The 12,645-nt window shown below is 63.4% G+C and carries 12 protein-coding genes; 5 read left to right on the top strand and 7 right to left on the bottom strand.

Going from position 1 to position 12,645, the window contains the following annotated elements:
- The first annotated feature begins 101 nt into the window (after window positions 1-101).
- From folP to folK, 3 genes are read left to right on the top strand one after another with little or no spacing between them, the layout of a single operon-like run.
- On the top strand, window positions 102-971 hold the full coding sequence (gene folP / locus ACODR6_RS29335; RefSeq protein WP_489025963.1) for a dihydropteroate synthase: 870 nt from the start codon (window positions 102-104) through the stop codon (window positions 969-971).
- A complete protein-coding gene (gene folB, locus ACODR6_RS29340; protein WP_130278201.1) occupies window positions 968-1,339 on the top strand; it encodes a dihydroneopterin aldolase in 372 nt (123 codons plus the stop codon). The genes folP and folB overlap by 4 nt, the downstream gene beginning before the upstream one ends.
- A complete protein-coding gene (gene folK, locus ACODR6_RS29345; RefSeq protein ID WP_489025965.1) occupies window positions 1,329-1,847 on the top strand; it encodes a 2-amino-4-hydroxy-6-hydroxymethyldihydropteridine diphosphokinase in 519 nt (172 codons plus the stop codon). The genes folB and folK overlap by 11 nt, the downstream gene beginning before the upstream one ends.
- A 54-nt stretch (window positions 1,848-1,901) precedes the next feature.
- On the opposite strand, the gene ACODR6_RS29350 is transcribed toward folK, so the two are convergent.
- The 4 genes from ACODR6_RS29350 to ACODR6_RS29365 all read right to left on the bottom strand — a co-directional run bounded on the left by ACODR6_RS29350 (window position 1,902) and on the right by ACODR6_RS29365 (window position 5,779).
- Window positions 1,902-2,450, bottom strand: coding sequence for a hypothetical protein (locus tag ACODR6_RS29350; RefSeq protein ID WP_112716539.1), 549 nt, complete (start codon window positions 2,448-2,450; stop codon window positions 1,902-1,904).
- Window positions 2,451-2,663: 213 nt separating this feature from the next.
- On the bottom strand, window positions 2,664-3,746 hold the full coding sequence (locus ACODR6_RS29355; protein ID WP_489025967.1) for a YcjF family protein: 1,083 nt from the start codon (window positions 3,744-3,746) through the stop codon (window positions 2,664-2,666).
- Window positions 3,743-5,218 carry a YcjX family GTP-binding protein gene (locus ACODR6_RS29360; protein WP_489025969.1) on the bottom strand — a complete coding sequence of 492 codons (1,476 nt, stop codon included), beginning with the start codon at window positions 5,216-5,218 and terminating at the stop codon, window positions 3,743-3,745. The genes ACODR6_RS29355 and ACODR6_RS29360 overlap by 4 nt, the downstream gene beginning before the upstream one ends.
- Before the next feature lie 66 nt (window positions 5,219-5,284).
- Window positions 5,285-5,779: a SixA phosphatase family protein gene (locus tag ACODR6_RS29365; protein ID WP_489025971.1), complete on the bottom strand. Its 495-nt coding sequence runs from the start codon at window positions 5,777-5,779 to the stop codon at window positions 5,285-5,287.
- 275 nt (window positions 5,780-6,054) lie between these two features.
- Here ACODR6_RS29365 and dksA point away from each other — a divergent pair, with 275 nt between their 5' ends.
- Window positions 6,055-6,474 (top strand): RNA polymerase-binding protein DksA, encoded by a 420-nt coding sequence (gene dksA, locus ACODR6_RS29370; protein ID WP_112716531.1) that lies wholly within the window; start codon window positions 6,055-6,057, stop codon window positions 6,472-6,474.
- Window positions 6,475-6,549: 75 nt separating this feature from the next.
- Here dksA and ACODR6_RS29375 read toward each other — a convergent pair whose 3' ends face one another.
- Window positions 6,550-7,695: a flagellar biosynthetic protein FliO gene (locus ACODR6_RS29375; protein ID WP_489025973.1), complete on the bottom strand. Its 1,146-nt coding sequence runs from the start codon at window positions 7,693-7,695 to the stop codon at window positions 6,550-6,552.
- A 277-nt stretch (window positions 7,696-7,972) separates the two neighbouring features.
- Here ACODR6_RS29375 and cckA point away from each other — a divergent pair, with 277 nt between their 5' ends.
- Window positions 7,973-10,582, top strand: coding sequence for a cell cycle histidine kinase CckA (gene cckA, locus ACODR6_RS29380; protein ID WP_199629537.1), 2,610 nt, complete (start codon window positions 7,973-7,975; stop codon window positions 10,580-10,582).
- A gap of 39 nt (window positions 10,583-10,621) precedes the next feature.
- Here the strand turns inward: cckA and ACODR6_RS29385 are convergent, their stop codons facing one another.
- A complete protein-coding gene (locus ACODR6_RS29385) occupies window positions 10,622-11,548 on the bottom strand; it encodes a pseudouridine-5'-phosphate glycosidase (RefSeq protein ID WP_489025975.1) in 927 nt (308 codons plus the stop codon).
- A gap of 30 nt (window positions 11,549-11,578) precedes the next feature.
- Complete coding sequence (locus tag ACODR6_RS29390) at window positions 11,579-12,523, bottom strand: carbohydrate kinase family protein (RefSeq protein WP_489025977.1); 945 nt, start codon at window positions 12,521-12,523, stop codon at window positions 11,579-11,581.
- Window positions 12,524-12,645 lie beyond the last annotated feature (122 nt).

Raw genomic sequence — 12,645 nt, forward strand, 5'->3', positions numbered from 1 at the left:
TAGACGACAACCCGTGTTGAAAGTTGGCGGAGCTTGGGGCATAGCCACCGCGAGCGCAATAGAGCGCGCCGGAATTTTTGTTTTCAATGGGATAAACGCTCATGGACGAGCTTCGGAGCAGTCGCTGGCGCCTCGCGCATGGCCGCGAATTGGAGCTCGGCGGCAAGAGCGTCATCATGGCGATCGTCAATGTGACGCCGGATTCCTTTTCCGACGGCGGACGCTATGACAGCACGGAAGCGGCGGTCGAACATGCGTTGGCGGCGATCGCCCATGGCGCCGAGATTATCGACATTGGCGGCGAGTCTACGCGGCCGGGTGCTGCGAAGGTCGATGCGGCGGAAGAGCAGCAGCGGGTGCTGCCTGTCATCGAGGCGCTTCGCGACAGGTCAGACGCGCTGATTTCCATCGATACCTACCGGGCCGAGACGGCGCGGCTTGCGCTCGAAGCGGGCGCTCATATCGTCAACGACGTCTTCGGGCTGCAGAAGGAGCCGGAGATCGCAGGCGTGATCGCCGGCGCAAAGGCTGGCGTCTGCATCATGCATACGGGGCGGGAGCGCGAGAAGCTTGCCGATGTGATTGCGGATCAGGCGCTGTTCCTCGATCAGTCGCTCGGTCTTGCGCGGCAGGCGGGTATCGGCAACGAGCAGATCGTGCTCGATCCCGGCTTCGGCTTTGCCAAGGAGACGGCGGAAGAGAATTTCGAGCTGATGGCGCGGTTTGCCGAGCTTCAGCGTTTCGGGCTGCCGCTGCTGGCCGGAACCTCGCGCAAGCGGTTTATCGGCACGGTCACCGGTCGCGATGCAGCTGACCGTGACGTCGCGACGGCGGCGAGCAGTGCGCTGCTGAGATTGGCGGGCGCTGCGGTTTTCCGCGTCCACAATGTCGCAATCAACAGGGATGCGCTGTGCGTTGCCGATGCTATGCTGGTGGCACGCCGTAATTACGAAGGACGCCGGGGCCAATGAGCACGAAATATACCATCCTGATGCAGAACTGTGCGTTCTTCGCCCGTCATGGCGTCCATGACGAGGAGGAGTTCCTCGGGCAGCGCTTCTTCGTCGATGCCGAGCTCGATGTGATCGCCGGCAAGGCGCTGGAAAGCGACTCGATCGAGGACACCGTCAATTACGGCATCGCCTTCACCGTCATCGAGGAGATCGTCGTCGGCAAGCGGCGCTATCTCATCGAGGCGCTGGCGCTCGATATCGCCAAGGGGCTCTGCGAGCGCTTCCATCAGATCACCCGTGCCAAGATCACGGTGCGCAAGCCGAGTGCGCCGGTTCCGGGCGTACTGGATTTCGTTCAGGTGAGCGTCGAACATTTTGCCCAGTGATCATTTCAGACCGGCGACGCTCGGGCTCGGCGGTAATGTCGGCGATCCCGTCGCCTCGATGGCTGCTGCCTTGCAGGCGCTCGATGCGCGCGCCGACAGCCGTGTGACCGCGGTTTCGCGCCTCTATCGCACGCCGCCATGGGGCAAGACCGATCAGTCCTTCTTTTTCAACGCCTGCGCCGCTGTCGAGACGCAGCTGACGCCGGAAGCGCTTCTGGATGTCTGTCTCGATATCGAGCGGGAGATGAAGCGCGAGCGGATCGAGCGCTGGGGACCGCGCACGCTGGATATCGATGTGCTGACTTTCGACGATGTCGAGCAGGCGGCGCCGCGGCTGGAGCTGCCGCATCCGCGGATGACGGAGCGGGGATTCGTGCTGATGCCGCTCGCGGATTTTGCCGCCGATCTCGTTGTGAAAGGCCGCAGCGTTGGGGAATGGCTGAAGGATGCCGATGTGCTGGGCATCGAGATTGCCGATGTTTCCCGCGACTGGTGGACGAAGTCCTGAAACGCAAAGCGGCGGAAAATCCGCCGCCTGGTGTGTCTGCGTGATCAGTAGGGTTTACTGAACGGAACCGACCGTCATTTCGTCGAGCTGGCGAGTCAGCGTCAGGCCGATGACCGGGATCATCCGGTCTTCCACCTTGACCGAAACCGTGACGTTCATCGTCTTGTCGTCACGGATACGGGCGATCATGGCGCCGTTGAGCTTGGAGCGGTTGAGGCCGACGACGACGGTATCGGGCGTCACCGTGCCCGAAATGACGTCCAGGCCCTTGCCTGCTGCGCCATCCAGGAACTGGCCCTTGTAGCTGTTGCCCGATTGCGTGATCGTCGCGGTCATCGGCTGCTTGAAGACGCCGACGCGGCAGGAGCCGTCGAGCTTAATGCCGGTACCGTCGGTGACCGAAGAGCCGACGAGATTGCAGGTGAACTTCGTGCCCTTGTATTTGCCGGCGACGATTTCACCCGGGCCTCTCCAGGAGCCGGCGACCGACTCGAAGAAGGCTTTGTCGCGTGTTGCGGCGGTTGCTGCCGGCGTGATTTCGGCGACCGGCGACAGGGCCACGGCGGCGAGGCCGCAGACGATAAGAAGCTTGCGCGAATACATGGAATTTCCTTGGCACACCTACCCGTTACTGCCTCGGAGTTTTGCCGAATAATGGTTAATGGTTGGTTTCCGGCCTGCCGAAATGCACTGGAAAATCGGGATTTCCGGAGCTGCTCGCATGTTGATTTCATGCCGCTACAGGCATGGAAACTATGCGTTTCCAGGCCGCTTCCGTTACGTCAGGCTCACACGCTGAGAAAAAGCGCTTTGCTGTCACTTCGGCTGGTCGCGGCCGGTCATGGACGGCGTAAGATCGCCGATGAAGTCGCCGATTCCCGGCCGCTTGAGCGCGCGGAAGGCGAGTGGACGGCAAAGGTCCATCGCAGCGATTCCGATGCGCGCCGTCATCAGGCCGTTGATAACGCCTTCGCCGAGCCTAGCCGAGAGCTTCGAGGCGAGGCCGTGGCCGAGCACCTGCTGGACGAGACTGTCGCCGACGGCGATCGAGCCTGTCACCGCGAGATGAGCAAGCACGTCGCGCATCAGCCGGATCATCCCGAGTGTGCCCGGACGGCCGCCATAGAGCTCGGCCATGGCGCGGATCAGCCGCGATGCCTCGTAGAGGACGTAGAGAAGATCGACGATGGCGCGCGGGCTGACGGCCGTGACGATCGAGACGCGCTTCGACGAATTGACGATCAGCGCCCGGGCCTGGCGGTCGAGCGGGCCGAGCAATTCGCGTTCGGCAAGGGCGACGAGATGCGGCGCGTCGATGATGTCGTTCTCGGAGGCTTTCAGCGTGGCGCGGCCCTTGGCGGTCTCGGGCTTGGCCGAGAGCATGGAGGCCAGCCGGTTGACCAGCGTGCGCGCCTTGGCGGGCCTGGTTTCCAGGATTGCGGCTTCGGCCTCCGCCTTGATCGTCTGCACTGCCGTCAGCCGCATCATCCCGGCGGTCTCGCGAATGACGATCCCGACGACAGCGAGGATGCCGACGGCGAGCGCTGTGAGCGCGGCGTAGCCGAGCCAATCGGCGCGGGAGAACAGGTCACGGATCAGGCTATCGGTCCAGAGACCGAAGGCGAGCGACAGCAGGATGCCGAAGGCGCCGCCGGCGATCTTGGCGAAGGAGAGGTGGCGCTTGCGCGGCACGGCGACCGGAAGCGGGGCGCTGTCCTTTTCCGGATTGAGGAAGGGATCGTCCTCATCCGGCGTCAGGATGACATCAGCTTCGAATGCCGAGGGTCTGCGCCGCTCCGGCGGCAGCGATGTCTCGACCGGACGCGGATCGTCCTCATAGACGAAGGCGGCGGGGGCGCGGGTCTTGCGGCCGGGATCTTCTGGAGCGGACTTGCTCATGCGAGACGGTCTCCAAACAGGAACTGCATGGCGCGATCGAGCCGGATATGCGGTACCGAGAGCTTGATACCTCCACCGGTCTCCTCGAGCTGCGGCGGGCGGAAGCGCACGACGTTCAAGTCAGGCAATTGGATATCGCGGTCTCCCGATTCAATGGCGGCAAACAGGGTTTCGGGGTCGGTGGGAAGGTCGCCCGGGAAGATCGCTGTCTTGCGCAACCCGTCGAAACGCTCGCCGCCGATGGTCTCTCCCTCGATCGGCGTGCCGACGATGACCGGCAGATCGTGGCCGTCGCGCTTGACCGTCGCTTCGCGGGTGGCGCGCACCGAGGCGAGCGCCATGACGTCGATCCCGGCACCGGCCATGCCGATGCGGTGAATGGCGCGCTCGACAAGGCGGCGCGTCAGGGCATCCAGCCGGTCGTGGCTTTCATGATGCAGGTGATCGGCCTTGGTGGCGGCGACGAGCACGCGGTCGATGCGGCGGCCGAGCAGCGAGGAGAGCAGCGAATTGGTGCCGGGACGGAAGCAGGCGAGAACGTCGCTCAGCGCCCGTTCCAGATCCTGGACGGCTTCCGGGTCGCGATTGATCGCCTGCAGCGCGTCGACGAGGACGATCTGGCGGTCGAGGCGGGCGAAATGCTCGCGGAAGAAGGGTTTGACGACCACGGACTTATAGGCCTCGTAGCGGCGCTCCATCATTGCCCAGAGAGAGCCTTTTTCCGGCTTGCCATCGGCAGGCAGGTGCAGTGGTGCGAAGGTGAGGGCGGGTGAACCGTCGAGATCGCCGGGCAGCAGGAAACGGCCGGGTGGCAGGGTCGAGAGCGACCGCTCGTCGGCCTTGCAGGCCTTCAGGTAGGCGGCGAAGGAGGAGGCGAGGTCGCGCGCCGTCATCTCGTTGGCTGCGGCGTGAATATCGGTCTGATCGGTCAGTTCCAGCCAGGTGCGGGAGAGCTCGGCGCGGATGCCGGTGCGGGCCAATGCCAGCGTATCCTCGCTGAAGGTACGGAAGTCCTTGGCGAGCAGCGGCAGGTCGAGCAGCCATTCGCCGGGGTAGTCGACGATATCGATCGACAGGCGGCCGGGCGAGAACATCCGGCTCCAGCCGCTGGCGCTCTGATAGTCGATGGTGACGCGCAATTCGGAGATGGCGCGGGTCGAATCCGGCCAGACGCGGTCCTTCACCAGCGCCCGGATGTGATCCTCGTATTGAAAACGCGGCACGCCGTCATCGGGCTGTTCCTCGAGACGCACCGCCGAGACGCGGCCGGATTGCACCGGCTCGAACAGCGGCAGGCGGCCGCCATGCAGCAGATTGTGGACCAGCGAGGAAATGAAGACGGTCTTGCCGGAACGGGAAAGGCCCGTCACGCCGAGGCGGATCGTCGGGTGAACCAGACCGCTAGCGCGGTCGGTCAGATTGTCGAAGGCGATGCGGGCATCGTCGGCGAGGGATGTCAGGCTTGGCGGCAAGGCGGGTTCCCTGATGTCATTGCTCACCCATATAGGATCGCTTGGCCGCCGGAAAAAGGATTGGCGTCAGGCGACGAGAAACTCGCGCAGTTTCCAGGCCGCCGCGGCGACATCGAAATCGAGAACGGCAAGACCGCCGGCGGGAAAGCCGTTCGGCAGCGTACGTAGCAGGGCATCGTGGCCGATCAGTGTTTCGAGCGTCTGCTCGATCGTCGGATTATGGCCGACCAGCATGACGGCGGTTGCCGTCTGCGTGCGCAGGATTTCGAGATAGACGTCAGGCGTCGTGTTGTAGAGCTCGTCGACATAGCGCAGGTCGACCGAGAGGCCCATGGCGCGATGGACGGCATCGGCCGTCTCGCGGCAGCGCCGCGCGGTCGAACTCAGGATGATGTCGGGCCGGTAACCCTTGTCGGCGGCGTGGCCGGCGACGATCTCGGCATCGCCATATCCCTTCTCGCTCAGGTCGCGGTCGAAATCGCCCTGACCGGGCTGTGGCCAGACGGCTTCAGCGTGCCGAAGCAGGTAGATTCGTGAAGGCGAAGGCAAGGTTGCGGCCATAGAAAAATCCACGTGCGAAGGAGCCTTTTCAGTAGCTGCCGGGTATTGCCGGCGTCAACCGGTGACGTGCCGGAGCGGTGCAAAAGCGCTGCACCAACACGGCTTGTTGAAGGCGGGGTGAAAAGGCGGAATCGGAATAATGATGAGAAAATAGACTGTTAGCTCAAAAATGTGACAGATTTAAAAATCTGTTTACATGTCGTATTTGGCTTGAATCGATATTAGCGCATGGGATATACACCCCGCCACATGAGATGTTCTTCAGGAGAATCGCGTTGAGTGAGAAGATCGATCTTAGCAATTACGTTCCCTCGGAAGACGAGGAGTTCATGAACGTAAACCAGCGAGCATATTTCCGGGCAAAGCTGGTCGCATGGAAAAACGACATCCTTAGAGAAGCGCGCGAGACCCTAGATCATCTCGCTGAAGAAAGCGCCAACCATCCCGACCTCGCGGACCGGGCATCTTCCGAAACAGACCGGGCCATCGAACTTCGCGCCCGCGACCGTCAGAGAAAACTGATCTCCAAGATCGACGCCGCGCTGCAGCGTATCGATGACGGCACCTACGGTTACTGCGAAGAAACCGGCGAGCCGATCGGCCTCAAGCGTCTCGACGCCCGCCCGATCGCCACGCTGTCGATCGAGGCACAGGAACGCCACGAGCGCCGCGAAAAAGTCTACCGCGACGAATAAACGCCTCACGGCAGAAAAAAATAAAGGCACCGCTTTCCGGCGGTGCCTTTTTTGTTTCGGGCCTGTGTTTCAGAGCTATTTGTCGCGATTGACACTCATTTCGCCGAAGATGCGGGCCACTTCCTTCTGCAGTTCGGCGTCGGCGCCCGTCACCGGCGCCATCTCCGGATCGCGGCGCGGCAGATTGGCCGGCTGCGGCGGGATAACCGGACGGACCGGCATGCTCTGCGCCGGCAGGATCGTCGGCACCGGCTGAACGACGCGTTCGGCGGTGAAGTTGGTGTTCATTTCCTCTTCGAGGATCCGCTGGAAATCACCCTTCGGCTGCTGCGGCGGCGCGCCGGCATCGGCGGTCACGACGGGCGTCCCCTCGGAAACGGTCGGCAGGCTCTGGGCGGCCGGTGTCGAAACCTCAGGCTCGATGCGGACCTGCTGCGGCAGCACACGGGCGCGGGCGGCGTCGAGAATATCGGCGGCGTTGCTTGCGGTTTCCGGGGCGGGTGCCATCTCGGCGCGTTCAGCCGGGCGGATCGAAATCGGCGGCTGGACGCGGGTTTCAGGGGCCGGAATGACCGGCGGCACGATGATTGCCGGGGCCGGGGCTGGCTCGGCGGCGGGAGCAGGCGTTGCTACCGGAGCGACGGCAACCGGTGCGATCGGCTGCGGGCGGCGCGGCTCGATCACCGGTGCGGGTGCCGGAACGTAAGGCTCGGGTTCGGCCTCTTCTTCTTCGAAGATTGCGACCGGCTCCGGCTTCTGTTCGGCTTTCGGCTCAATTTTCGGTTCCGGACGCGGCTCAGGCCTGGGGTCGGGAACGGCGCGCAGCTGCGGGCGCTCGGCAACCGGCTGCGGCCGGAACTCGGCGACGGGGGCGGCCGGCGCTGCCGGGGCAGCAGGGCGCGGTGCGGCAACGGGCTTCGGTTCTTCGGCGCTTTCCGGCAAGATCCGGCTTTCGATGACGACGTCGCTCGGGCCGCCGATCATGATCAGGTGCTCGACATTGTCGCGGCGCACCAGCACCAGGCGGCGGCGGGCATCGACGGCGGCGGCATCCAGCACCTGCAGGCGCGGCTGGCGGTTCTTGCCGCCACGCACGAAAGGCGACGGTGCTCGGGTGCGCATCAGCCAGAGGACGCCGACCAGCACGAGGAGAGCAAGGCCAACGCCGCCGGCAGCATAGAGGAAACGGCTGCCATAGTCGGTCATTACGCTGTCTAACATGATCTCTTACTCCTCTTTACGCAGGCCGCATCATGAAGGCTTTTCAGCTCCTTAGGCAATAGGGCGCGTGCTTGTCCAGTCACGCCCCTGCGAGAAGATTGCAACAAAGGCCCGATGGCATGCGAAACTGGCGCTGTTCCTTGTGAATTCAAGCGCTCTTGCAGCGCGGCACTGTTTTTGCAAGGCCTGCAAATTGCTAAGAAGGAACGAACGCCTGATTCCTGCTTTGTCTTCCGGATACAAAGCGAAATGCCGGATCGGCGCATGCGAGGACTAGATGACGACACCGCGTCAGGCCGACGACTACAATGCCCCGATCGTGGATCGCGGAGGACGTTCAGGTACGGCCATTCGCATCATCCTGCTGGCGCTGGTGCTGATCGCCGCCGCGGCCGCCTTTGTGGTATTCAAGAATTCGCTCGATAACGAGATGGTGCTCGGTGTCCTCGGCGTTCTCGCCATGGTCGGCATCTTCTTCTTGGTCTCCTCGGTCATCGGCTTCATCGAAGTCATGCCGCAGCGCCAGTCCGACAGTCTCGCCCGCTCGTTCCTCAACAGCCACCCTGACGGTTCGCTGATCACTGACGATAAGGGCCGGATCATCTATGCCAACGGCGCCTACGGAAAGCTGACGGGCGCCCGCAAGGCGACCGAGGTGCAGACGCTGGAAGCGCTTCTGTCGCGCCACCGCGAATCCAACGAAGCGCTTTACCGTCTTTCCAATGGGTTGCGAGAGGGACGCGAGGGGCAGGAAGAGTTCCGCCTGCTGCGCGCACTCGGACCCTCGCCGAACGGCTCCGGTGCGCATTGGTACCGGCTGAAGGCGCGGACGCTGAAGACCGAGGAAAGCGGCAGCAAGCCGCTGCATATCTGGCAGATCAGTGACATTACCTCCGAGCGCGACGACCAGGAGCGCTTCTTCAAGGAATTGCAGAACGCCATCGATTATCTCGATCATGCGCCTGCCGGCTTCTTCTCGGCGGGCCGCAAGGGCGAGATCTTCTATCTCAATGCGACGCTTGCCGAGTGGTTGGGCCTCGACCTCACCAAGTTCATTCCGGGCTCGATGACGATCGGCGATCTGGTGGCGGGCGAGGGGCTGGCGCTGATCCAGTCGGTGCAGGCCGAGCCGGGCCTGAAGAAGACCGATACGCTCGATCTCGATCTGAAGAAATCCAACGGCCAGAGCCTGCCGGTGCAGATCGTTCACAGCGTCACGTCTATGCGCGATGGCGCGCCGGGCGAGAGCCGGACGATCGTGCTGCGCCGCCAGGCAGGAACGGAAAGCGAGCAATCGGCCTCGGCCGCAGCGATGCGCTTTACCCGCTTCTTCAACAATACGCCGATGGCGATCGCCTCGGTCGATGGCACCGGCCGCATCCTGCGCACCAATGCGCCGTTCCTGAAGCTGTTCTCCGGCATCGTCTCGCGCGATGACGTCGATAATGGCGCTCTGCTCGAAACCATCGTCCAGGAAAGCGACCGCGAACGCCTGCAATCCGCGCTTGCGGCGGCGAAGGACCGGCAGGGCGATATCCCGCCGATCGATTCCCGCACACCCAACGACGAGGCGCGGCACTTCCGCTTCTACGTCAACGCCGTCATCGACCAGAGCGACGAGGCGCCGGAGGAGGCTGCGATTGTCTATGCCGTCGAGGTGACCGAGCAGAAGGCGCTCGAGGCGCAGATGGCGCAGACGCAGAAGATGAATGCTGTCGGCACGCTGGCCGGCGGTATCGCCCACGACTTCAACAACGTGCTGACGGCGATCCTGCTCTCGTCCGACCATCTGTTGCTGCAGGCGCGCTCTTCGGATGCGAGCTTTGCGGATCTGATGGAAATCAAGCGCAACGCCAACCGCGCAGCCGTGCTGGTGCGTCAGTTGCTCGCTTTCTCGCGCAAGCAGACGATGCGCCCGAGCGTCTTGAACCTCACCGATGTCGTCGGCGACCTGCGCATGCTGGTCGATCGCCTGCTGTCGGGCACGCATGTAAAGCTCGACGTCGAATATGGCCGCGATCTCTGGCCGGTGAAAACCGACCTGTCGCAATTCGAGCAGGTGCTGATCAATCTCTGCGTCAATGCCCGCGACGCCATGCCCGAAGGCGGCAAGCTGACGGTGCGCACGCGCAATGTGACGGCACAGGAAGTCGCGGCCTTCAATTATTCCTATATGCCGGCCGAGGACATGGTGCTGGTCGAGGTTGCCGATACCGGCACCGGGATCGCGCCCGAGATCATGGATAAGATCTTCGAGCCGTTCTTCACCACCAAGGAAGTCGGCAAGGGTACCGGTCTTGGCCTTGCCATGGTCTATGGCATCGTCAAGCAGTCGGGCGGCTATATCCAGCCGGAATCCGAAGTCGGCAAGGGAACGACCTTCCGGGTATTCCTGCCGCGCCATATCGTCGAGCCGGCGATTGCAGCGGAAGCCGAGGCTGTCGAGGCGGGCGAAACCAGCAATGTCGTGCCGATGCCGGTTGCCGCCCAGCCGGAGCAGCCGGAGGATCTGACCGGCAGTGCCGTGATCCTGCTCGTCGAGGACGAAGAAGCGGTGCGGCGCGGCGGCAAGCGTATGCTGGAAACGCGCGGCTATACCGTGCACGAGGCCGGCTCCGGCATCGAAGCGCTCGATATTCTGGACGAGCTGGAAGGCAAGGTTGATATCGTCGTCTCCGACGTCGTCATGCCGGAAATGGATGGCCCGAGCCTGCTGCGCGAACTGCGCAAGAAATATCCGGATATGAAATTCATCTTCGTGTCGGGCTATGCCGAGGATGCCTTCGCCCGAAACTTGCCGGAGGGCTCGAAGTTCGGCTTCCTGCCGAAGCCATTCTCGCTGAAGCAGCTGGCCGTCGTCGTCAAGGAAACGCTCGACCAGAACTGAACGGGAGGCGCTGCCGCCTCCCGCAAGACTTTTTTCTGATCAGGCTTCCAGCGCCACGGCGATCTCTGCCGCCAGACGCGCATTGTTTTCCACCAGCGCGATATTGGTCTTCAGGCTCTGGCCATCGGTCAGGTCGAAGATCGTGCTGAGCAGGTAGGGCGTGACGGCCTTGCCAGTGATCTCGTCACGCTCGGCGCTGTCGAGGGCGCGCTCGATATAGATTTCCATCTCCTCGCGCGGGATTTCGTCGGCTTCCGGAACCGGATTGGCGATCAGCATGCCGCCGTCGATGCCGAGCTGTTCGCGGGTCGCCTGGAAATTGGCGATCGCGGCCGGGCTGTTCAGCGTCAGCGGGCTCTTCAGGCCCGATGCGCGCGACCAGAAAGCCGGGAATTCTTCGCTCTCGTAGGTGACAACAGGGACGCCCGAGGTTTCCAGCACTTCCAACGTCTTCGGGATATCGAGGATCGCCTTGGCGCCGGCGCAGACGACGATGACGCCGGTGCGGGCGAGTTCCTGCAGGTCGGCCGAAATATCGAAGCTTTCCTCAGCGCCGCGGTGAACGCCGCCGATGCCGCCTGTCGCAAAGACCTTGATGCCGGCACGCGCCGCGGCAATCATCGTTGCGGCAACCGTCGTCGCACCGGTGCGGCGCTCGGCGATCGAGAAAGCGAGGTCGGCGCGCGACACCTTCATCACGTCCTTTTCCTTGGCGAGCCTTTCGAGCTCCTCCGGCTCCAGGCCGATATGCAGCACACCGTGCATGACGGCGATCGTGGCAGGGATAGCGCCCTGTTCGCGGATGATCGCCTCGACGCTGCGGGCCATCTCGATGTTGCCGGGGTAGGGCATGCCATGGGTGATGATGGTCGATTCCAGCGCTACCAGCGGGGCGCCGCGCTGCTTGGCGGCGGCAACTTCCTTCGAATAGGCAATCGGCAGCTGAGGGGAGATCGGTTTCGTCATTGTCTTTTCCAGTTCATCGATAAGCGCGCTTCAATGCAGAATTCTGGCGGCCGGAACAAGTGCCAGCGTGTCGCGGAGCAGTTCCGGCGTCAGATTTTCACTGACAGCAAGCGGTGACCGCACGGTGACAGCGGCGGCGGCGGCGCCATGGCGCACGGCCTCTTCCAGCGGCAATCCCTGCATGATGGCGGAAAGCACGCCGGCTGCAAGGGAATCTCCGGCACCCGTGACATCGGCCACCGTTTCGATCGACGGCGGCTGCAGGGCAATCGCGCCGCCGCCTGCAAAGGCGATCAGCTCGCGCTGGCCCCGGGTGACGATGCCGCCCTTTAGGCCGATGTCACCGAGCAGAGATGCCCATTCAGCAGCATTCTCGGGCCGCTGTCCGGCAAGGGCGGCAGCTTCCGCCTCGTTGAGGAACAGATAATCGATACCTCCGGCCGATGGCTTCAGCTTGACGACCTTGGCCGGTGAGATGGCGATCGCGGCAACTGGCTTGCCGAGGCTGTTGGCGCGGGCGACGATCGCGGTGATCGTGTCCTCCGGCAGGTTGGCATCGAAGAGGATCATATCCGTCGCCGCAAATGCATCGCGCACCCAGCGGATCGCCAGGCGGCGGGGAACGAAGAGGCGGTAGAGATCCATGTCGGCGAGTGCAATGACGAGATTGCCGTCGCGCTCGAGGATCGCGGTATAGCTCGGCGTCTTGCGGTCGAGGAAGACGAAGGGGCGGTCGTTGATCCCGGCGGCATAGGCCGCCTCGGTGACCATCTCGCCGGTCGGGTCACCGCCGCGCGGCGAGATCATCGTGACGTCGAAGCCGAGGCGGGCGAGGTTGCGAGCGGCATTGAAGCCGCCGCCGCCGGCTTCCTCGAACCAGCTGCCGGGATTGCTGGAACCCGGCGCGGTCTCGCCGGAAATGCGGCCGCGGCGATCGACATGAGCGCCGCCGAGAACGAGAATCTTGCGCTTCACCGCGATGCTCCAGCTGCTCTTGTTTTAGCGAATCGTGCCTGCGGAAAATTCTCCGGCTGCCGATGCCTGGGCGCTCTAAGCCCTTGCTTTACATCGATAAAACAAAAGTAGAACACGTACTG

This window comes from Rhizobium sp. FG96 (assembly GCF_057808655.1).